The 20,369-nt window shown below is 53.6% G+C and carries 32 protein-coding genes and 1 pseudogene; all 33 read left to right on the plus strand.

What is annotated here, in order from left to right; genetic code table 11:
* A pseudogene (tuf, locus tag ACESNI_RS11115) lies at window positions 1-140 on the plus strand (elongation factor Tu); the annotation flags it as partial.
* A 58-nt stretch (window positions 141-198) separates the two neighbouring features.
* Window positions 199-513 (plus strand): 30S ribosomal protein S10, encoded by a 315-nt coding sequence (gene rpsJ, locus ACESNI_RS11120; protein WP_161315724.1) that lies wholly within the window; start codon window positions 199-201, stop codon window positions 511-513.
* Between the two features lie 6 nt (window positions 514-519).
* On the plus strand, window positions 520-1,281 hold the full coding sequence (gene rplC / locus ACESNI_RS11125; RefSeq protein ID WP_373086711.1) for a 50S ribosomal protein L3: 762 nt from the start codon (window positions 520-522) through the stop codon (window positions 1,279-1,281).
* A 12-nt stretch (window positions 1,282-1,293) separates the two neighbouring features.
* Window positions 1,294-1,914, plus strand: coding sequence for a 50S ribosomal protein L4 (gene rplD / locus ACESNI_RS11130; protein ID WP_373086712.1), 621 nt, complete (start codon window positions 1,294-1,296; stop codon window positions 1,912-1,914).
* The gene (locus ACESNI_RS11135) at window positions 1,911-2,204 is read left to right on the plus strand and encodes a 50S ribosomal protein L23 (RefSeq protein WP_373086714.1); all 294 of its coding nucleotides are present in this window, start codon (window positions 1,911-1,913) and stop codon (window positions 2,202-2,204) included. The genes rplD and ACESNI_RS11135 overlap by 4 nt, the downstream gene beginning before the upstream one ends.
* Before the next feature lie 3 nt (window positions 2,205-2,207).
* Window positions 2,208-3,044, plus strand: a complete 837-nt coding sequence (gene rplB, locus ACESNI_RS11140) for a 50S ribosomal protein L2 (protein ID WP_373086715.1) — start codon at window positions 2,208-2,210, stop codon at window positions 3,042-3,044.
* A gap of 9 nt (window positions 3,045-3,053) precedes the next feature.
* Window positions 3,054-3,332, plus strand: coding sequence for a 30S ribosomal protein S19 (rpsS, locus tag ACESNI_RS11145; protein WP_373086716.1), 279 nt, complete (start codon window positions 3,054-3,056; stop codon window positions 3,330-3,332).
* Between the two features lie 2 nt (window positions 3,333-3,334).
* Complete coding sequence (gene rplV / locus ACESNI_RS11150) at window positions 3,335-3,715, plus strand: 50S ribosomal protein L22 (protein ID WP_373086717.1); 381 nt, start codon at window positions 3,335-3,337, stop codon at window positions 3,713-3,715.
* On the plus strand, window positions 3,715-4,425 hold the full coding sequence (gene rpsC / locus ACESNI_RS11155; protein ID WP_373086719.1) for a 30S ribosomal protein S3: 711 nt from the start codon (window positions 3,715-3,717) through the stop codon (window positions 4,423-4,425). The genes rplV and rpsC overlap by 1 nt, the downstream gene beginning before the upstream one ends.
* A gap of 17 nt (window positions 4,426-4,442) precedes the next feature.
* Window positions 4,443-4,862, plus strand: coding sequence for a 50S ribosomal protein L16 (gene rplP, locus ACESNI_RS11160; RefSeq protein ID WP_373086721.1), 420 nt, complete (start codon window positions 4,443-4,445; stop codon window positions 4,860-4,862).
* Between the two features lie 2 nt (window positions 4,863-4,864).
* On the plus strand, window positions 4,865-5,056 hold the full coding sequence (rpmC, locus tag ACESNI_RS11165; protein WP_373086722.1) for a 50S ribosomal protein L29: 192 nt from the start codon (window positions 4,865-4,867) through the stop codon (window positions 5,054-5,056).
* Between the two features lie 12 nt (window positions 5,057-5,068).
* A complete protein-coding gene (gene rpsQ / locus ACESNI_RS11170; protein ID WP_373086723.1) occupies window positions 5,069-5,305 on the plus strand; it encodes a 30S ribosomal protein S17 in 237 nt (78 codons plus the stop codon).
* A gap of 33 nt (window positions 5,306-5,338) precedes the next feature.
* On the plus strand, window positions 5,339-5,707 hold the full coding sequence (rplN, locus tag ACESNI_RS11175) for a 50S ribosomal protein L14 (protein WP_373086725.1): 369 nt from the start codon (window positions 5,339-5,341) through the stop codon (window positions 5,705-5,707).
* Window positions 5,707-6,030: a 50S ribosomal protein L24 gene (gene rplX / locus ACESNI_RS11180; RefSeq protein WP_373086726.1), complete on the plus strand. Its 324-nt coding sequence runs from the start codon at window positions 5,707-5,709 to the stop codon at window positions 6,028-6,030. Before rplN ends, rplX begins: the two co-directional genes overlap by 1 nt.
* An 11-nt stretch (window positions 6,031-6,041) precedes the next feature.
* Complete coding sequence (gene rplE, locus ACESNI_RS11185) at window positions 6,042-6,590, plus strand: 50S ribosomal protein L5 (protein ID WP_373086727.1); 549 nt, start codon at window positions 6,042-6,044, stop codon at window positions 6,588-6,590.
* Between the two features lie 19 nt (window positions 6,591-6,609).
* Window positions 6,610-6,915 carry a 30S ribosomal protein S14 gene (gene rpsN, locus ACESNI_RS11190; RefSeq protein ID WP_373086728.1) on the plus strand — a complete coding sequence of 102 codons (306 nt, stop codon included), beginning with the start codon at window positions 6,610-6,612 and terminating at the stop codon, window positions 6,913-6,915.
* Window positions 6,916-6,927: 12 nt separating this feature from the next.
* Window positions 6,928-7,326, plus strand: coding sequence for a 30S ribosomal protein S8 (gene rpsH, locus ACESNI_RS11195; RefSeq protein WP_373086729.1), 399 nt, complete (start codon window positions 6,928-6,930; stop codon window positions 7,324-7,326).
* Between the two features lie 8 nt (window positions 7,327-7,334).
* Window positions 7,335-7,868, plus strand: coding sequence for a 50S ribosomal protein L6 (gene rplF, locus ACESNI_RS11200; protein ID WP_373086730.1), 534 nt, complete (start codon window positions 7,335-7,337; stop codon window positions 7,866-7,868).
* A gap of 9 nt (window positions 7,869-7,877) precedes the next feature.
* A complete protein-coding gene (gene rplR, locus ACESNI_RS11205) occupies window positions 7,878-8,240 on the plus strand; it encodes a 50S ribosomal protein L18 (RefSeq protein ID WP_373086731.1) in 363 nt (120 codons plus the stop codon).
* Window positions 8,241-8,251: 11 nt separating this feature from the next.
* A complete protein-coding gene (gene rpsE / locus ACESNI_RS11210; protein ID WP_373086733.1) occupies window positions 8,252-8,803 on the plus strand; it encodes a 30S ribosomal protein S5 in 552 nt (183 codons plus the stop codon).
* Window positions 8,796-8,984 carry a 50S ribosomal protein L30 gene (gene rpmD, locus ACESNI_RS11215; protein ID WP_373086734.1) on the plus strand — a complete coding sequence of 63 codons (189 nt, stop codon included), beginning with the start codon at window positions 8,796-8,798 and terminating at the stop codon, window positions 8,982-8,984. The genes rpsE and rpmD overlap by 8 nt, the downstream gene beginning before the upstream one ends.
* Before the next feature lie 33 nt (window positions 8,985-9,017).
* Entirely contained in the window at window positions 9,018-9,497 is a 480-nt protein-coding gene (gene rplO / locus ACESNI_RS11220; RefSeq protein ID WP_373086735.1) for a 50S ribosomal protein L15, read from the plus strand.
* A gap of 52 nt (window positions 9,498-9,549) precedes the next feature.
* A complete protein-coding gene (gene secY, locus ACESNI_RS11225; RefSeq protein WP_373086736.1) occupies window positions 9,550-10,896 on the plus strand; it encodes a preprotein translocase subunit SecY in 1,347 nt (448 codons plus the stop codon).
* Window positions 10,893-11,543, plus strand: a complete 651-nt coding sequence (locus ACESNI_RS11230) for an adenylate kinase (RefSeq protein ID WP_373086738.1) — start codon at window positions 10,893-10,895, stop codon at window positions 11,541-11,543. The genes secY and ACESNI_RS11230 overlap by 4 nt, the downstream gene beginning before the upstream one ends.
* A 104-nt stretch (window positions 11,544-11,647) precedes the next feature.
* A complete protein-coding gene (gene rpsM, locus ACESNI_RS11235) occupies window positions 11,648-12,016 on the plus strand; it encodes a 30S ribosomal protein S13 (RefSeq protein WP_373086739.1) in 369 nt (122 codons plus the stop codon).
* A gap of 1 nt (window position 12,017) precedes the next feature.
* Window positions 12,018-12,407, plus strand: a complete 390-nt coding sequence (gene rpsK, locus ACESNI_RS11240) for a 30S ribosomal protein S11 (RefSeq protein ID WP_373086741.1) — start codon at window positions 12,018-12,020, stop codon at window positions 12,405-12,407.
* Window positions 12,408-12,506: 99 nt separating this feature from the next.
* Complete coding sequence (locus tag ACESNI_RS11245) at window positions 12,507-13,520, plus strand: DNA-directed RNA polymerase subunit alpha (RefSeq protein ID WP_373086766.1); 1,014 nt, start codon at window positions 12,507-12,509, stop codon at window positions 13,518-13,520.
* Window positions 13,521-13,550: 30 nt separating this feature from the next.
* Window positions 13,551-13,988: a 50S ribosomal protein L17 gene (rplQ, locus tag ACESNI_RS11250; RefSeq protein WP_373086743.1), complete on the plus strand. Its 438-nt coding sequence runs from the start codon at window positions 13,551-13,553 to the stop codon at window positions 13,986-13,988.
* 112 nt (window positions 13,989-14,100) lie between these two features.
* On the plus strand, window positions 14,101-15,558 hold the full coding sequence (locus tag ACESNI_RS11255) for a Do family serine endopeptidase (RefSeq protein ID WP_373086744.1): 1,458 nt from the start codon (window positions 14,101-14,103) through the stop codon (window positions 15,556-15,558).
* Entirely contained in the window at window positions 15,555-16,871 is a 1,317-nt protein-coding gene (locus ACESNI_RS11260) for a replication-associated recombination protein A (RefSeq protein ID WP_373086746.1), read from the plus strand. The genes ACESNI_RS11255 and ACESNI_RS11260 overlap by 4 nt, the downstream gene beginning before the upstream one ends.
* On the plus strand, window positions 16,868-17,248 hold the full coding sequence (gene crcB / locus ACESNI_RS11265) for a fluoride efflux transporter CrcB (protein WP_373086748.1): 381 nt from the start codon (window positions 16,868-16,870) through the stop codon (window positions 17,246-17,248). Before ACESNI_RS11260 ends, crcB begins: the two co-directional genes overlap by 4 nt.
* A complete protein-coding gene (locus ACESNI_RS11270; RefSeq protein ID WP_373086749.1) occupies window positions 17,245-18,243 on the plus strand; it encodes an RluA family pseudouridine synthase in 999 nt (332 codons plus the stop codon). Before crcB ends, ACESNI_RS11270 begins: the two co-directional genes overlap by 4 nt.
* Before the next feature lie 388 nt (window positions 18,244-18,631).
* The gene (gene leuA / locus ACESNI_RS11275; protein ID WP_373086750.1) at window positions 18,632-20,305 is read left to right on the plus strand and encodes a 2-isopropylmalate synthase; all 1,674 of its coding nucleotides are present in this window, start codon (window positions 18,632-18,634) and stop codon (window positions 20,303-20,305) included.
* Window positions 20,306-20,369 lie beyond the last annotated feature (64 nt).

A 20,369-nucleotide genomic window follows, 5' to 3' on the forward strand; every position in this document is an offset into this window, starting at 1 on the left:
AGATGGTGATGCCGGGCGATAACGTGACGATGGAGGTCGAGCTGATTGCACCGATCGCCATGGACGAAGGCCTGCGCTTTGCTATCCGCGAAGGCGGCCGTACCGTCGGTGCCGGCGTCGTTGCAACTGTAGTCGAATAAGCTTAATTCTGGCAGCCCTTCGGGGCTGCTTTGTTTCACTTCTGGAGTGACCAGAGTAATGGAAAACCAAAATATCCGCATCCGCCTGAAAGCGTATGATCATCGTGTGCTCGATGCGTCTACCGGCGAAATCGTTAATACAGCCAAGCGCACAGGTGCGCAGGTTCGTGGTCCGATTCCGCTGCCGACGCATATTGACAAATATACGGTCCTTCGTGGCCCGCATATTGACAAGAAATCGCGGGAGCAATTCGAGATCCGTACTCATAAACGTCTACTGGATATCGTAGAACCGACACCGCAAACGGTGGACGCGCTCATGAAACTGGACCTCGCCGCTGGCGTCGACGTGTCCATCAAGTTGTTGGGGTGATTCAAAATGCGTAGTGGATTGATCGCAAAAAAACTGGGTATGACCCGGGTTTTTATAGAAGATGGGACGCATGTACCGGTAACGGTCCTTGCCGTTGACAACTGTCAGGTTGTTGCCCATCGCAAAACCGAAACCCATGGTTACGATGCCATGCAGCTGGGCGTTGGCAAAGCCAAGGTGAAGAATGTGACGCGGGCAATGCGTGGGCATTTTGCCAAAGCCGAGGTTGAGCCGAAAATGAAGCTGGCTGAGTTCCGTATTCAGGAAGACGGCTTTGTGGATGTCGGCTCGGAACTGACCGCCGATCATTTTGTCGCTGACCAGTTTGTTGATGTCGCCGGCACGAGTATCGGTAAAGGCTTTGCCGGGGCGATGAAGCGTCATAACTTTGGCGGCATGCGGGCGACACATGGTGTCTCCGTTTCGCATCGTGCGCATGGTTCGACCGGTCAGTGTCAGGATCCGGGCAAGGTTTTCAAGGGCAAGAAAATGGCCGGCCATATGGGCGCGGTACGGGTGACGACGCAGAATCTTAGAATCGTTTCGACGGATAAGGAACGCGGTCTGGTTTTGGTCCGGGGCGCGGTCCCGGGCTCGAAGGGTTCCTGGGTGTTTATTGCCGATGCAGTAAAGAGAGCGCGCCCCGAAAACGCGCCTTTCCCAGCTGCATTCGTGGCAGCAGGATCACCTGCACCGGTTGAAGACGTCGCGGCTGCGGATACGCCTGTTGAAGAAGTGTCCGCAACCGATACAGCGACTGAAGAATAAGGGACGGCTGCAATGAAGGTAAATGTAATCAACCTCGAAAACAAGAAAGCCGGCGATATCGAGCTTTCTGAAGAGGTTTTTGGTCTGGCTCCGCGTGCGGATCTGCTCCAAAGAATGGTGAGATACCAGTTGGCGGCACGCCGTGCGGGTACCCATAAGACTAAGGGTGTTGCGGAAGTCTCCGGGACAGGCGCGAAACCTTTTAAGCAAAAGGGAACCGGCCGGGCTCGTCAGGGACAGAAACGCGCTCCGCATCAGCGCGGTGGTGGTGTTGCTCATGGTCCGGTCGTTCGCGATCATGCCCATGACCTGCCGAAGAAGGTCCGCAAGCTGGCGCTGAAAACAGCGCTTTCGACCAAACAAGCGGAAGGCAAGTTGATCATCATCGACGAGTTGAAGGCCAAGGATGTCAAGACGAAGCTGATCGCCGGGAAATTCAAGGCGTTGGGCTGGGATTCGACCTTAATCGTTGACGGTGCCGAACTCGACATGAATTTTGCCTTGTCGGCCCGCAATCTGCCGAGAGTGGATTTGCTGACGTCAAGCGGTGCCAATGTATATGACATTCTTCGTCGTGACGTTCTTGTCTTGACGAAGAGTGCTGTTGAAAGCCTGGAGGCTCGACTGAAATGAACCAGGAAAATTTATATGATGTCATATTGGGCCCGGTTGTAACCGAAAAGTCCACATTGGGATCAGAATATAACCAGGTGACATTCCGTGTCGCTCTGGATGCAACGAAACCTCAGATCAAGCAGGCAGTTGAAAAGCTGTTCGATGTCAAGGTCACGAACGTTAATACCAACCGCACCAAGGGTAAGGTAAAACGTTTTCGGGGCCATATTGGCAAGCGGTCTGATTACAAGAAGGCCGTAGTGACCCTTGCAGAGGGCCAGGCCATCGACGTGACGGCGGGGATTTAAACAATGGCGTTGAAGAATTATAAACCGACAACACCTTCGCAGCGCGGATTGATCCTGGTTGATCGGTCAGACCTGCATAAAGGAAAGCCGGTAAAGGCTCTGACAGAGGGGCTTTCCGGTAGTGGTGGTCGTAATAACTATGGCCGGATCACGGCGCGGCGTCGCGGTGGCGGACATAAGCGGAGCTATCGCATTGTTGACTTCAAACGGAACAAGTTTGATATGTCTGCAACCGTCGAGCGGCTTGAATATGACCCGAACCGGTCCGCCTTTATTGCGCTGATCCGGTATGAGGACGACGAGCTTGCCTATATTCTTGCGCCCCAGCGGATTTCCGCCGGCGACAAGGTCGTGTCTGGTAAGAATGTCGATATTAAGCCCGGCAACGCGATGCCGTTGAAGAATATGCCGGTCGGTACTATCGTCCACAATGTGGAAATGAAGCCGGGCAAGGGCGGCCAGATGGCCCGCGCTGCCGGAACATATGTCCAGTTGATCGGTAAGGATTCGGGATATGCCCAGCTTCGTCTGGCTTCCGGCGAGCAACGGATTGTTCCCTCGGAATGCATGGCGACGGTCGGGGCGGTTTCGAACCCGGACCAGAAAAACATCAAACTTGCCAAAGCGGGCCGGTCCCGTTGGCTCGGCAGGCGTCCGTCGGTACGTGGTGTTGCCATGAACCCGGTGGATCATCCGCATGGTGGTGGTGAAGGCCGGACCTCTGGTGGTCGTCATCCGGTCACCCCATGGGGTGTCCCGACAAAGGGCAAACGGACTCGTTCTAACAAGTCCACGGATAAAATGATTATGCGGCGCCGTCCGCTCAAGCGGAAGAAATAGGAGCGCTAAATGTCACGTTCTGTTTGGAAAGGTCCTTTTGTTGACGGATATCTGCTCAAAAAAGCAGAAACCGCACGCGAAAGTGGCAGAAAACAAATTATCAAGATCTGGTCTCGCCGGTCGACGATTCTCCCTCAGTTTGTGGGTCTTACCTTTGGTGTCTACAACGGCCAGAAGTTCGTCCCGGTGTTGGTAGATGAGGATATGGTGGGCCATAAATTTGGGGAATTCTCTCCATCGCGGACATATTATGGCCATATGGCTGATAAAAAGGCTCGGAGAAACTAATTATGGGTAAGCAGTCTCTCGAACGGCAACTCAAGGACACGGAAGCGCAGGCTGTCGGCAATCGTATTCGCGTCAGCCCGCAGAAATTGAACCTTGTGGCGGGCCTTATTCGCGGTAAATCCGCAGAATCAGCGCTCACGGAACTGACATTTTCCAAGCGAGCCATTGCCCGCGATGTGAAGAAGGTCCTGCAGTCGGCCATCGCCAATGCGGAAAACAATCATCAGCTGGATGTTGACCAGCTGTTTATCGCTGAGGCACATGTTGGAAAATCCTTGGTGATGAAGCGTATGCGGCCACGGGGGCGGGGACGGTCAAGCCCGATCCTGAAACCGTTTAGCAATATCACGATTGTCGTTCGTGAACGCGAGGAGCAAAAGTAATGGGTCAAAAAGTAAATCCAATCGGCCTGCGGCTCGGGATTAACCGGACATGGGACTCCCGCTGGTATGCAAAAAATGATTACGCCACTCTGCTACACGAGGATATTCGCATTCGCGCGTTTCTCGAGAAGAAGCTGGAGCAGGCGGGTATTAGCAAGATCGTAATTGAACGCCCGGCAAAGAAGGCACGGGTAACAATCTATTCTGCGCGTCCCGGTGTGATTATTGGCAAGAAAGGCGCAGACATCGAGAAGCTGCGTGCGGCTATTGCCAAGATGACCAAGTCAGAAGTTCATTTGAATATTGTGGAAATCCGCAAGCCCGAGATTGATGCCAAGCTGGTTGCCGAAAATATTGGTCAGCAGCTGGCGCGGCGTGTTTCCTATCGCCGGGCGATGAAACGGGCGGTCCAGTCTGCTCTCCGGCTCGGTGCCGAGGGGATCCGGATTAACTGTGCAGGTCGTTTGGGCGGTGCAGAAATCGCGCGGACGGAATGGTATCGTGAAGGCCGGGTGCCGCTGCATACGTTGCGGGCGAATATCGATTATGGAACGGCGTCGTCTTTGACCACATACGGGATCATCGGGATCAAGGTGTGGATCTATAAAGGTGAAATTCTGGAACATGATCCAATGGCTCAGGACAAGCTACAGGAAAAGCAACAGGCGGGTGGTCGTCCTTCGGGTCGTCCCGGCGCACGTCGGAATTAAGGTAAAGGGGTGATCTCATGCTTCAACCGAAGCGCACAAAATTTCGTAAAGCGCATAAAGGGCGCTTGAAGGGTGTCGCAACTTCAGGTACAACGCTGAACTTCGGCGCCTATGGACTGAAGGCTGTTGAGCCTGGGCGTATTACGGCGCGGCAGATCGAGGCAACTCGGCGCGCGGTAACTCGTCATATCAAACGTGCTGGACGGGTCTGGATTCGGATCTTCCCGGACGTTCCCGTGTCGAAAAAGCCGACTGAAGTTCGTATGGGTAAGGGTAAGGGGTCGCCAGAATACTGGATGGTCCGTATCCAGCCTGGAAAAATTATGTTTGAACTGGACGGTGTTCCGATCGAACTGGCGAAAGAGGCCTTCGAAAGAGGGGCTGCAAAGCTACCGATCAAAACCCGTTTTGTTACTCGTCTTGGTGAAGGAAATTAGGCATGAAAGCACAGGAATTACTGGGCAAAACTGCTGATGAGCTGACGTCTGAGCTACTTCAGCTCAAGAAGGAGCAGTTCAATTTGCGGTTCCAGAAAGCCAGTGGCCAATTGGAAAACACGGCGCGTCAACGCCAGGTTCGTCGTGATATCGCCCGTATTAAAACGGTGATGTCGGCGAACGCTGCGTCTTAGGAGAATAGAACGATGCCAAAGCGTATCCTGCAAGGAACAGTTATCAGCGACAAGAACAGTCAGACTGTTGTTGTCAAGGTCGAGCGTCAAGTGATGCACCGGCTCTACAAGAAGTACATAGGCCAGTCAAAAAAGTACCATGCCCATGACGAGAAGAACCAGTTTAAGGAAGGCGATGTCGTTCGGATTCAAGAATGCAGCCCGATCTCAAAACTGAAACGTTGGGAAGTACTTTACGACGTCGCTTAAAGTGTGTTTATACCAAACTGAAGGTAAACGACTATGATTCAAATGCAAACCAACCTGGATGTCGCCGACAATTCCGGCGCGAGACGGGTGCAGTGCATTAAAGTTTTGGGCGGATCCAAACGGAAAACCGCTTCTGTCGGAGATGTTATTGTTGTCTCCGTGAAGGAAGCCATTCCACGTGGCCGTGTCAAAAAAGGTGATGTCCAGCGGGCTGTCATCGTGCGCACCAAGAAAGAGATCCGCCGTGCTGATGGCACAGCGATCCGTTTCGATTCTAACGCTGCCGTGCTGATTAACAAGCAGGGCGAGCCAGTCGGAACCCGTATTTTTGGTCCGGTGACCCGTGAACTTCGGGGCAGAAACTACATGAAAATTATTTCCTTGGCGCCGGAGGTGCTGTGATGGCTGATAAATTTGCAGTAAAAAAGGGCGACAAGGTCGTTGTCCTGGCCGGCAAGGACAAGGGCCGCAGCGGTGAAGTTGTCCGCGTCATTCGTGAAAAACGTCGGGCGATTGTTTCTGGTGTGAATATGGTTAAACGTCACACGAAACAAAGCCAGACCGATCAAGGTGGCATTATTGAGAAAGAAGCGTCAATCGATCTTTCGAATATTGCCCTGCAGGATCCAAAGGATGGCAAGGCAACCCGCATTGGCTATAAACATCTCGATGACGGCCGGAAGGTTCGCTTTGCTAAGCGCTCCGGTGAAGTCATTGATATTTAAAGGGTATTTCGATGACAACGCCAAGACTTAAAACTTTGTACAATGAAGAGCTCCGTGCCAAGCTCCAGGAAAAATTCGCCTACGCCAACGAGATGCAAATTCCGAAACTGGAAAAAATTGTCATCAACGTCGGGTGCGGTGAGGCGGTTGCTGATTCCAAGAAGGTGAAATCGGTTGAAACTGAGCTTGCCAAGATTTCGGGGCAGAAACCGGTTGTGACCATTGCCAAGAAATCCATTGCGACCTTCAAGTTGCGTGAAGGCATGCCGATCGGGGCGAAGGTGACATTGCGCAAGAGCCAGATGTATGAGTTTCTCGACCGACTTGTAAATATTGCCCTGCCACGTGTGCGGGACTTTCGGGGGGTTTCCCCCAAGAGCTTTGACGGCCGTGGCAATTACGCCATGGGCCTGAAAGAGCAAATCGTATTTCCGGAAATCCACTATGACGATGTCACGGATGTTCGGGGAATGGATATCGTGATCTGTACGACTGCGAAAACAGATGAAGAGGCCCGCGAGCTTCTGTCTGGTTTCAGCGTGCCGTTCAAGATTAATTGATCCTAGGAGTTAAAGTGTAATGGCTAAAAAAAGTGCTGTTGAAAGGGACCTGAAACGTCGTCGTCTTGTCGTCAAGTTTGCCGACAGGCGCGAGGAATTGAAGTCCATCAGCAAGAACGAAGATCTGCCTCAGGAAGAGCGCTTTGCGGCGCGCCTGAAACTGGCATCCTTGCCGCGCAATTCATCCCCGACCCGGGTCCGCAATCGTTGTGAACTGACCGGTCGTCCGCGGGGCGTTTATCGTAAATTGAAACTATCCCGTATCGGCCTGCGCGACATGGCGTCAAATGGCATGATTCCGGGCATGGTTAAATCGAGCTGGTAGGGAGAATAGAAAATGTCACTTAGTGATCCCATCGGCGATATGCTGACCCGCATCCGAAACGGACAGCGGGCAATGAAAAGTTCGGTCAAGAGCCCGTCCTCGAAGCTGCGCCTGAGCGTATTGGAAGCGCTGAAACGTGAAGGCTATATTCGCGGATTTGAGGTTTCGGAGCCTGAAAAAGGCAAGCCGGAAGTTTCCATCGAGCTGAAATACCATCAGGGCAAGGGCGTCATTGAATTCGTCAGCCGGGTCTCGAAGCCAGGTCGCCGGGTTTATTCCAGCGTAAAAGACCTGCCGACGATCCGCAACGGGCTTGGCGTTGCCATTCTATCCACCCCTAACGGCGTTTTGTCGGACGGCGAGGCACGCGATGCCAATGTCGGCGGCGAAGTGCTGTGTAAACTCTACTAGGAGGAAATATGTCTCGTATTGGAAAGCATCCGGTCACGATCCCTTCTGGTGTTGATGTTCAACTCGCGGACCATGATATTACCGTCAAAGGCAACAAGGGCGTCTTGAGCATGACCTTTGTCGATGATGTCGTCGTATCCCGCGAAGATGACAAGATCTGGGTAAAACCACGAACAGCCAGCACACGTGGCCGGCAGATGTGGGGAATGCAGCGGACCTTGCTGAGCAACCTCGTTGAAGGCGTCTCGGAAGGGTTTACCAAGAAGCTTGAAATCGTTGGCGTTGGCTATCGTGCCGCGGTTCAGGGCAAAATTCTGAAACTGAACCTCGGGTTCAGCCATGATGTCGATTTTCCAATTCCGGATGGAATTGAAATCAAATGCCCGACGCAAACGACGATTGAAATCTCCGGCGCGGACAAACAGCGTGTTGGCCAGGTGGCGGCGGTTATTCGGTCATACCGGAAACCTGAACCGTACAAGGGCAAGGGTGTCAAATATGCGGGTGAATTCATCTTCCGCAAAGAAGGCAAGAAGAAGTAGGAACCGACCATGGCAAATACAAAAGAATTGTTCGAACGCCGTCGGCGGCGCGCCCGGACGCAGCTTCGAAAAGTGTCTTCAGGCCGTCCGCGGCTGTCTGTACATCGTACCCTGCAGCAGATTTATGTTCAGGTCATTGACGATGCGGCTGGCCGTACGCTTGCCTCTGCTTCCAGTCTTGAAAAGGACATAAGAAGCAGCTTGAAAACCGGCGGCAACAAGGAAGCAGCGGTTGCTATCGGGAAACTGATTGCAGAGCGGGCTCTGAAAGCTGGCGTTACCGAAGTCGCGTTCGATCGCGGCGGATATAAATTTCATGGCCGGGTCAAAGCCTTGGCCGATGCCGCTCGTGAGGGCGGTCTGTCCTTCTAGGGGAATTGACGATGTTGAGACCTGATCAAAACGATAAAGGCGATTCGGAATTCGTCGATAAGCTGGTTTACATTAACCGTGTAGCCAAGGTTGTTAAAGGTGGCCGACGGTTCGGCTTCGCGGCACTTGTTGTTGCCGGGGACCAGAAAGGCCGCGTTGGCTACGGTCATGGTAAAGCCCGGGAAGTTCCGGAAGCCATTCGTAAAGCGACCGAAGCCGCCAAGCGCAATATGGTGCGTGTTCCACTGCGTGAGGGACGGACGCTGCATCATGACGTTCAGGGTCGTTTCGGCGCAGGCCGGGTTGTCCTGCGGTCAGCACCGGCAGGTACCGGAATTATTGCCGGTGGCCCGATGCGCGCGGTTTTTGAGACTCTGGGTGTCCAGGATGTTGTGACCAAATCCATCGGGACCTCGAACCCTTACAACATGGTGAAGGCAACCTTTGAAGCGCTCAAGGTTATGAGTTCGCCTCGAATGGTGGCGGCGAAACGCGGTAAAAAAGTCTCTGACATCATCGGTCGCCGTTCTGCCGATGCAGTAAAGGAAAAGGTCGATGGCTAAAACGACAATCAAGGTCACTCAGACGGGCAGTCCGATTGGTCGGCATAAAACCCAGCGGGCAACCCTTGTCGGCATGGGTCTTAACAAGATGCACCGCACGGTCGAACTTGTGGATACGCCCTCAACACGGGGTATGATTCGCAAAGTAAATCATTTGGTACAGGTTGAAGAAGCCAAATAGGCCTTTGCCTGTCTGATTCAAGGAATAAAGAACATGCGTTTAAACGAAATTGCCGATAATCAGGGCGCTACGAAAAACCGGATGCGGGTCGGGCGCGGTATTGGTTCTGGAAAAGGCAAAACCTCGGGCGCGGGCCAGAAGGGCCAGAAATCCCGGTCAGGTGTTGCCATCAAAGGGTTTGAGGGTGGCCAGATGGCGATCCATCGTCGGTTGCCGAAGCGGGGCTTCAAAAATATCTTCCGCAAGCATTTCGCGGTTGCCAATCTGGGGCGGGTTCAGGCGGCGATTGATGCTGGAAAGTTGGATCCAAAAGAAACAATCACAAATGCTATGCTTCAGGAAGCGGGCGTTGTGGGTAAAATTGTTGATGGCGTAAGGCTGCTTGCTAAAGGCGAATTGAAAGCAAAGGTTTCTTTCGAAGTCTCCGGCGCATCCAAATCTGCGATTGAGGCTGTTGAAAAAGCGGGCGGAAAAGTTACCCTTCCGGCAGCCAGCGCAGCGAAGAGCGAATAATAGAAGCGACGAGAGCGGTACAATGAAACCGCTCGATCTGGAGTATCATTAAATGGCGTCTGCAGCAGAACAAATGGCTTCTAGCATGAGTTTCGGTGCCTTCTCGAAGGCGACGGAACTCAAGAAGCGGTTATGGTTCACGCTATTTGCATTGGTCGTTTACCGGATCGGTACCTATATTCCGATACCGGGCGTTGACCCGACCGTTCTGGCAGATGTGTTTTCGCAAAATTCCGGCGGCATTTTGGGAATGTTTGATGTTTTTGCGGGCGGTGCGCTTCGGCGCATGACCATTTTTGCACTTAATATCATGCCCTATATCTCGGCCTCTATCATCATGCAGTTGATGACCTCAATATCGCCGCAAATGGCGCAATTGAAAAAAGAGGGCGAGGCTGGCCGTAAAAAAATAAACCAGTATACGCGATATGGCACAGTATTGCTTGCGGCCCTGCAGGGATACGGTATCGCGGCAGGGCTTGAAGGGATGTCTTTGTCGAGTGGTCAGTCAGCAGTGATTGCTCCCGGCATGGAATTCCGGATGATCACGGTGATAACGCTCGTCAGCGGCACGGTCTTCCTGATGTGGCTGGGCGAGCAGATAACCGCACGCGGCGTTGGTAATGGTATTTCGCTGATCATTTTTGCCGGTATCGTTGCGGCACTTCCGGGCGCCCTTGTCGGGACGCTGGAGCTTGGCCGTACGGGGGCCCTGTCATCAATTGTTATCCTGGTGCTGCTCGTGATGGCTGTCGCGGTCATTGCGTTTATCGTGTTTATGGAACGCGCGCAGCGACGGGTTCTTATTCAGTACCCAAAAAGACAACGGGGCAACAAGACATATGGCGGACAGAATTCGCATTTGCCGTTGAAGCTTAATACCGCGGGCGTTATTCCGCCGATCTTTGCCTCATCGCTACTGCTGATGCCGACGACCGTTGCCAGCTTCAGCGCCGGGTCAGGCCCCGATTGGCTGAATACCCTGACGGCTATGGTCGGGCATGGACAGCCGATCTACCTGATGCTGTATGTCGCGGGTATCGTGTTTTTCTGTTTTTTCTACACGGCGGTTGTTTTTAACCCGGACGACACTGCGGATAACCTGAAGAAGAATGGCGGTTTTGTGCCCGGGATCCGCCCTGGGAAGCGGACTGCCGAATATCTCGATTATGTTCTGACGAGATTGACGGTTGTGGGGGCAGCTTATCTGTCTCTTGTTTGTATCTTGCCGGAAATTCTTGTTGCGAAATGGGCGGTGCCCTTTTATTTCGGCGGAACCTCGCTGTTAATTGTTGTTTCTGTGACCATGGATACGGTTGCCCAGATACAAAGCCATCTGGTCGCTCATCAGTATGAGGGGCTTATCAAAAAATCAAAGCTGGGGGGCCGGCGTAAATGATTCTTATCCTTCTAGGACCTCCGGGTGCGGGCAAGGGGACCCAGGCACAACGGTTGGAGGCGAAGCACGGGCTGGTTCAGCTCTCGACCGGGGACATGCTGCGCGCGGCCGTTGCTGAAGGCAGCGAAGTTGGCCTGAAGGCAAAAGTGGTTATGGACAAGGGCGAGCTTGTCTCCGATGAGATCATGACGGCGATCATCTCTGACCGCCTGAATGAGGCGGATACGAAAAACGGGGTGATTCTCGACGGATTTCCACGGACGGAAGCGCAGGCTGCATCTCTCGATGAGATGCTCGCGACGAAGGGTTTGGCCCTAAATGCCGTTATTGAGATGAAAACCGACGATGATATCCTTGTGGAACGCATAACAGGTCGTTATACCTGTGCGAACTGCGGGGCTGGATACCATGATAGTTTTTTAAAACCGGCAGTCGAGGGTGTCTGCGATAAATGCGGGGGAACGGAATTTGTTCGCCGCAGTGACGATGTTGCAGAAACAGTTATTTCAAGATTAAAGGCCTACCACGAACAGACGGCTCCCTTGCTACCCTATTACCGGAATAAGGGGATATTGAAGCAAGTCGACGGAATGACCGGAATAGACGACGTTACACGGCAGATAGAAGCTGAATTGCAGACAATCTAAAGTGTTGACTAGGGAATACAAAATTATATAATCGCGCGCTTCCCAGAAGCGCTTGAGATAAACGGGTCAGGACGACCCGATTTTGGTGATGAGGAGAAACTAGCGTGGCTCGTATTGCTGGTGTAAATATCCCGACAAATAAGCGGGTGTTGATTGCACTAACCTATATTCATGGAATTGGCCCGGCAAAGGCCAAGGAAATTTGCGAGGCTATCGGCCTGGCGCCCGAACTGCGCGTTAATGCGCTCAGTGATTCCGAAGTCGCGAAAATTCGCGAAACCATCGATAGCGACCATACGGTTGAAGGTGATTTGCGCCGTCAAACCTCCATCAACATCAAGCGCCTGATGGACCTTGGCTGCTATCGCGGCTTGCGTCATCGCCGTGGACTGCCGGTTCGCGGTCAGCGTACCCATACCAATGCCCGCACCCGAAAAGGTCCGGCTAAAGCAATCGCTGGGAAGAAGAAATAATATGGCACGTGATAAAACACGCGTTCGTCGCCGCGAACGCAAGAACATTATTTCCGGCGTCGCCCATGTCAGCGCGTCCTTTAATAACACTAAAATCATGATCACGGATGCTCAGGGCAACGCAATTGCTTGGTCATCCGCAGGGTCACAAGGGTTTAAGGGATCGCGTAAATCGACCCCTTTCGCTGCACAGATTGCAGGTGAAGATGCCGGTCGCAAAGCGATGGAACATGGCATGAAAACGCTTGAAGTTGAAGTCAAGGGCCCGGGGTCGGGACGCGAATCGGCTCTTCGGGCGTTGCAATCGGTGGGATTCAACATTACGTCCATTCGGGATGTGTCCCCAATTCCACATAATGGATGCCGTCCGCCAAAACGCCGCCGCGTTTAATGGGCCGTCTTTTGTGTATGCAGGCTTTGGGCCTGCATACTACGTTGTTTAGATATTCGCAGGTCCATGGTGGGCCTGCAAAGCTATGAGGTCAATGCCGTGATTCAGCAAAACTGGAAAGATCTGATCCAGGCTAATCTCTCTGTTGAACAGGGAGACCAGGGCGATCGGGAAGCTACGATAATTGCGGAACCTTTGGAAAGAGGGTTCGGTTTGACATTGGGAAATGCGCTACGTCGTGTTTTGCTGTCGAGTTTACAGGGTGCTGCAATTACATCCATACAAATCGATAATGTTTTGCATGAATTCTCGTCAATTTCGGGCGTCCGTGAGGATGTAACGGATATTGTCCTGAACTTGAAGACACTCGCGCTTCGTGCCCATTCAGACGGCCCGAAACGGATGATTCTGAAGGCGTCCGGTCCCTGTGAAGTGACCGCAAGCATGATTGAAACCGGTGCGGATATCGAGATCATGGATCCGGATCAGATCCTCATGACCCTTGATGATGGCGCGACCATCTCGATGGAGATGAACGTCGATACCGGTAAGGGATATGTTCCCGGCGTTGCCAATCATCCGGAAGACGCGCCTATCGGCCTTATTCCGATTGACAGCCTGTACAGCCCGGTTCGGAAAGTCACCTACAAGGTTGAGGCCGCCCGTGAAGGCCAGGTTCTCGATTATGACAAGCTGACCCTAAAGGTCGAGACGAATGGCACTGTTACGCCGGAGGATGCTGTGGCGTTCGCCGCCCGCATTTTACAGGAACAGTTCCAGTTGTTTGTGAATTTTGACGAACCCGAAGAAGTTATCGTCAAAGAAGAAAGCCATGAGCCCGAATTCAATAGAAACCTTCTTCGTAAGGTGGATGAGCTTGAATTGTCGGTGCGCTCGGCGAACTGCCTGAAAAACGATAATATCGTTTATATCGGCGATCTTATTCAGAAGACTGAAGCGGAAATGCTGCGGACACCGAATTTTGGCCGTAAGAGCCTGAATGAGATCAAGGAAGTTCTGGCGCAGATGGGCCTGCATCTTGGTATGGAAGTCCCAAACTGGCCACCGGAAAATATTGAAGATATGGCCAAACGGCTAGAAGAACCTTTTTAAAACGGCACTAATCGCTGTGGAGTAAGAAAAATGCGGCATCGTAATTCCGGGCGCAAGCTCAACCGAACCTCTTCTCATCGCAAAGCGATGTTTGCCAATATGGCGGCATCTCTGATCAAGCATGAGCAGATCATGACAACCCTGCCCAAGGCAAAGGAGCTGCGTCCGATTGTCGAGAAGCTGATCACGCTTGGCAAGCGCGGCGGTCTTCATGCACGACGTCAGGCTTTAGCCGAGCTGTCGGAGAAGTCCGCAGTTGATAAATTATTCTCAACCCTGAGCGAGCGGTATGCGGATCGCGACGGCGGATATACACGCGTCCTGAAAGCCGGTTTCCGGACAGGCGATGCGGCCCCGATGGGCGTCATCGAGCTTGTCGACCGGGACGTTGATGCCAAGGGGCTGGATTCCGGCCCGGACCAGAATGTGGATGACGATGAGCTTCTGGAAGCAGAAGCCGTTGCCTAAGACGGCCTGATAGCGAATGATTAAAAGGCAGTCCTTGAGGCTGCCTTTTTTTATCCATGGATCGTGCGGCATAATGACGGCTTGAAAAGGGAGCAAAAATTCTCATTTTATAATGCACAAACTATATGACAAGGCAGGCGGTGTTGAGGGAATGAACGGGTATTTTTTAAGCGTTAGAAATATTTTTTACGGGATTTTTCTGCTGGTGCTATGCGCAGGACCGGTGGCGGCAAAAGATGTCGTTCCGCAAAGCCAGTCGCAAATCATGCTTTCCTTTGCGCCGCTTGTAAAAAAGGCTGCGCCTGCCGTTGTTAATATCTACACAAAAACCACCGTTACCCAGGCCAGCGGAACCATTTTTGACGATCCGTTCTTCAAGCGCTTTTTTGGCGGCGGATTTGGCCCGCAGCGCCAACGCCCACAGATCCAGAATTCACTTGGTTCGGGTGTTATTGTCGACAGTCAGGGCACGATCGTTACCAATTATCACGTTGTTGGCGGGGCCGATGAAATCACGGTGGCCCTCCATGATCGCCGGGAATTTGATGCCCGAGTCCTTGTCGCCGATGAGCGGACTGATCTCGCTATCCTAAAAATTGATGTCGAAGGCGAGCCACTTCCTTTCCTTGAGTTTACGGATTCCGATCGGCTGGAAATTGGTGATCTTGTCCTCGCCATCGGTAATCCGTTCGGTGTCGGACAGACGGTTACCAGCGGGATCATCTCCGCCCTTGATCGGAATGCTGGAATGAGCAATGACATTCAATCCTTTATACAGACTGATGCTGCGATTAACCCGGGCAATTCCGGCGGGGCGTTGCTAACCATGGACGGCAAGCTAGCCGGCATTAACTCGGCGATTTTCAGCAAAAGCGGGGGCTCGCTCGGGATTGGGTTTGCGATTCCTGCCAATATGGTGAAAGCCGTCCTGACAAACGGCCTTGCAACAGGCAAGGTGTTGCGCCCTTGGCTTGGGGCGGCGGGTCAATCGGTGACGAGCGATGTTGCCGAAGGCCTCGGGCTCGATAAGCCCGGCGGTATTCTGGTCAACCGGGTCCATCCGGAAAGTGCTGCCGAAGATGCCGGGTTGCGGGTTGGTGACGTGATTGTTTCCATCGACGGCAAAGAAGTTTTCGACCCGGAATCCCTGTTGTTCCGCGTCTCTTCCGGAGTTCTTGGCAAGTCCGCCCGGTTAGGTGTGTTTCGCGACGGAAAGTTGATCTCGCTGCAGGTGAGTTTGAAGGCCGCGCCGGAAGCGCCACCACGGAACATCGTGACCTTGAGTGGGCGGCAACCTCTCGCGGGCGCCATCGTCGGCAATCTGTCGCCAGCATTCGCCCTGGAGCTCGGAATGTCGGCCTTTTCCGAAGGGGTTGTTGTCAGCGATACCGTCAAGGGGAGTGTCGCCGCGCGTTATGGTATTCGGCCGCGTGATATTCTTCTGATGGTCAACGGCAAGAAAATAGGAGACGTCGAGCAGGCACAAAAGCTGTTGTTATCAAGCCAGACTGGCTGGGAGATCAGCATCCGTCGTATGGGCCGGACACTCTCCTTCAAAGTCGCATCGTGACCAACCTGTTCGGGGAACCTGCCAAGGACGAGGATAAGGGACGACCACTCGCGGACCGATTGAGACCCGCCCGTCTAGACGATGTGGTGGGGCAGGATCATCTGCTGGAAAAGGACGCCCCCCTGCGCCGGATGTTGGAGGCGAACTGGCTGGCGTCTATCATCTTCTGGGGGCCGCCGGGGTCGGGAAAAACCACGATCGCGCGATTGCTGGCTCAGGAAGTTGATCTACATTTCGAGCAGATATCAGCTGTTTTTTCCGGTGTGGCGGATCTTCGCAAGGCGTTTGAATCGGCAAAAATCCGCCGCCAGAACGGTAAGCGGACGTTATTGTTCGTCGATGAAATCCATCGTTTCAACCGATCGCAGCAGGATGGCTTTTTGCCCTATGTCGAGGACGGCACCATTACGCTGGTCGGGGCGACAACGGCAAATCCGTCCTTTGAGCTCAACGGCGCGCTCTTGTCCCGCTGTCATGTGCTGGTCCTGGAAAGACATAACGAACGCTCCCTCTTTCAGCTGCTTGCGCGCGCGGAAGAGCTGGAGACGCGGGAAATTCCCCTGACGGAAGAGGCGAAGGAAGCCTTGGTTCATCTTGCCGACGGCGACGGCCGGTTCTTCCTGAATATGGTGGAGGCTGTTTTTCGGTCGGGAAGTCAGAAGCTCGATGTTGAGGGGTTGTCACATATCATCTCGAAACGGGCGCCCGCCTATGACAAGGATCGCGATGGCCACTATAACCTGATCAGTGCCTTGCATAAATCACTGCGCGGATCGGACGTCGATGCGGCGCTCTACTGGTTCGCCCGTATGATGGATGGCGGCGAGGACCCGCTGTATCTCGCCCGCAGGCTGGTGCGCTTCGCGGTGGAGGATATCGGCATGGCGGACCCACAGGCGCTTGTTCAGGCTAATGCGGACAAGGAGGCTTATCAGTTTCTGGGATCGCCAGAAGGGGCCCTTGCCATTGCCCAGTCCGTGATCTATCTGGCGACAGCCCCCAAATCCAATGCCGGTTACAGCGCTTTTTCACTGGCAAAGGCTGCAGCGCGGAAACACGGTTCCCATATGCCGCCAAAGCATATATTAAATGCGCCGACAGGATTGATGAAAGATCTTGGATATGGCAAGGATTACGCCTATGACCATAATGCGGAAGAGGGTTTTTCTGGCCAGAATTACTTTCCTGATGAAATGACGCGGGAGCAGTTTTATACTCCGGTCGAGCGCGGGTTTGAGCGGGACATCAAGAAGCGGCTTGAGTATTGGTCACGGTTACGGGCGAGCCGGCAGACCGGAAAGACAGAAAAATGAATATGTTTGTATCTGTTGCGATTGGTGGGGCGCTAGGGGCCTGTGCTCGCTATGGCGTGGCGCAGGCCATGTTGCGGCATTTCGGCCCGGGCTACCCTTACGGAACGCTGTTTGTAAATATTGTCGGATCCCTGCTGATGGGACTTTTGATTGAAACAATCGCCCTGCGCTGGTCGCCACCCCCGGAGCTGCGGGTCCTGCTGGTCACCGGGTTCCTCGGTGCCTTTACGACCTTTTCTGCCTTTTCGCTCGATGTCGCTCTACTGGTGGAGAAGGGACAGTCCGTGTCCGCCGCCGGGTATGTTCTGTTATCGGTTATTCTGTCTGTCGGCGGCCTGTTTGCCGGGTTGCATATTATGCGGGCGATCCTGTCATGAGCCGGGTTCAGCATCTTGTGGTCACCGAGGATGAGGCGAACCTGCGTGTGGACCGCTGGTTCAAGGCACATTTTCCCGGCATGACCCATGGCCAGCTGGAAAAACATTTGCGCAAAGGCGATATTCGCGTCGACAAGAAACGATCTAAAGCCAACGATCGGCTGGAAACAGGGCAGACCGTTCGGGTGCCACCGCTCGCCGATGATGTCTATAAACCGGTGCAGCCGGGATCCGTCCGCAAAATGCCGGAAGACCGGCTGTCGGACAGGGATATCGCGGATATCCGCAAGATGATCCTGCATATGGATGATGCGGTGATTGTCCTTAACAAACCCGCGGGGCTTCCCGTTCAGGGCGGAAGCGGGCAGTACCGTCACGTGGATGGGTTGCTCGAGGGGCTCCGGTTCGACTATCCGGATAAACCCCGCCTTGTTCACCGGCTCGACAAGGATACCTCCGGCGTTCTGGTTCTTGGCCGCACACGGCTAGCCGCCAAGCATCTGGCAGAGGCGTTCAAGCGGCGGACAACCCGGAAAATTTACTGGGCACTGGTCGCCGGAGTGCCGCGCCCGCGGGAGGCAACGATTTCCTACAATCTGGCGAAGATCGTCACCGCCAATGGGGAAAAGGTCGTTGTTGACCGGGACGGCCAGAAGGCGGTGACGGATTACTCGGTTATTGCGGTCGCCGGTCAGCGGGCGGCATGGGTGGCACTGAAGCCTGTTACCGGTCGCACCCACCAGCTCCGGGTCCATTGTGTCGCGATCGAGACGCCAATCGTGGGGGACGGAAAATATGGTGGTCCCGAGGCCTTTCTTGAGGGCGCCATCAGTAAAAAAATGCATTTGCACGCGCGGGAGATTACCATTTCCCATCCTGACGGCAGTGAGTTGATGATCACGGCGCCGCTTGATAAACATATGGTCGAGACTTGGAAACTCCTTGATTTTCACGAAAATGACTACGAGGATCCGTTTCTTGAACATGGCCTTTAATCCGGAAACCGGGGAGGAGACCGGTTTTGGCTTGACTAATGGCCGTGAATGGCTAGATTTTTATGGATGAAAAATACAGAACGACTTTTGAGCCTACGACTTATTGGCCCGGCACTCTGACTTCGGTGCCGGGGCGGTTGATGTCCTTTTTTCAAATTGTCGAGTAAACGAATGTATTTAATAAAGGCCTGCGGGTCGGTCATTTCAAATAGAATTCACGGTTTAATGCAGGAAGAGTATGGCGGCTCCTCCGGGGGGCTCTCTCGACTTCGGGGCGGTCGTCGGGTCTAGGCCACCCTGCGACTGTATGTCGGCTGCGTTAAACCGAAAAGAAATCAGATTAAAAGGCGCGCATGAAAGCGTCTGAAAGAGACAAGAGGATACAGAAATGACATTTACCCCCGGTGAAAAATATAAATCCTTCCCACCCATCGATATTCCTGACAGGCAATGGCCGACAAAGGTAATCGATGCCGCGCCCATCTGGTGCAGCGTTGACTTGCGAGATGGCAATCAGGCCCTGATCGAACCCATGGGACATGAACGCAAGCTGCGGATGTTCCGGCATCTGGTAGAACTCGGCTTCAAGGAAATTGAGGTTGGCTTTCCGTCGGCCTCGCAGACTGATTTCGATTTTGTCCGCTTCCTCATCGACGAAGGTGAAATTCCCGATGATGTTAAAATCCAGGTTCTGACCCAGGCGCGCGAGGAATTGATCCGCAGAACATTTGAGAGTATCCGCGGTGCGAAACAGGCCATTGTTCATTTATATAACTCGACCTCAACCCTGCAACGGCGAGTGGTGTTCGACCTTGACCGCGCCGGTATCAAGGAGATTGCCATTGAGGGCGCGAAATTGGTGCGCCAGCTTGCCGACGAGATGCCGGAAACCCATATCCAGATGGAATATTCCCCGGAAAGCTTTACCCAGACGGAGCTGGATTATGCCTGCGAAGTCTGTACGGCGGTCATGGAAATCTGGAAGCCGACGGTGGAGAACAAGATCATCTTCAACCTGCCGGCGACGGTTGAGGTGGCAAGCGCGAATATCTATGCTGACCAGATTGAATGGATGCATCGCCACCTGCCGGAACGGGAAAAGATCCTCCTCAGCCTGCATCCGCATAATGACCGGGGCACCGGGGTTGCGGCCGCCGAGTTCGGCATCATGGCCGGTGCTGACCGCGTCGAGGGCACGCTGTTTGGCAACGGCGAGCGCACGGGCAATGTCGATATCGTGAATATCGCCATGAATATGTATACACAAGGGGTCGATCCCGATCTTGATTTCAGCGATATCAACGAGGTCGTCCGCACGGTTGAATATTGCAACCAGCTGCCCGTTCATCCACGTCATCCTTACGGTGGGGATCTGGTCTTCACTGCCTTTTCAGGGTCGCATCAGGATGCCATCAAGAAGGGCTTCTCCGCCCTCAAGAAGGCGAACAGTGAACTTTGGGAGATTCCTTACCTGCCTATCGATCCGGCGGACCTTGGGCGCAACTATGACGCCGTGATCCGGGTCAATAGCCAGTCAGGAAAGGGCGGGGTTGCCTATCTTCTGGAGGAGGATTACGGCATCGAGCTACCCCGGCTTTTGCAGGTGGAATTCAGCAAGGTCGTGCAGGGCGTTACCGATGAGACGGGTAAAGAGCTTTCCTCGAAGATGATCTATGAGATATTCGAGGAAGAATATCTGAACACCAAAGGCGGTTTCGAATTTATCAATCATCAGACGAAGGTGGATCCGAAAGCACCGGAGCGGCGGGTGATGACGGCGACGGTCAAAGATAATGGCGTCGAAGTCAAGGTCAAGGGTACCGGCACCGGGCCCATCGATGCCTATATGACGGCGCTGAACCAGAAGTATGATCTTGACCTTAAGGTGAATGATTATCGCGAGCATACGACGGGCTTCGGCTCCGATGCGGTGGCGATTGCCTATGTTGAAATGCGTGACAGGAATGGCGAGGCGATTTTCGGTGTCGGCCGTCACGCCAACATTGTCACGGCGTCACTTAAAGCGATTACCAGCGCGGTTAACCGGTCCACAAATCGCTAATAGGGGATACGGCTGGTGGAACTCATCCTCCACCAGCCATTTTGCGCCGTGACGGGAAGCGGCT

Origin of the sequence: Sneathiella sp. (assembly GCF_041689005.1) — a bacterium.
In the GTDB taxonomy this organism is placed as follows: Bacteria; Pseudomonadota; Alphaproteobacteria; order Sneathiellales; family Sneathiellaceae; genus Sneathiella.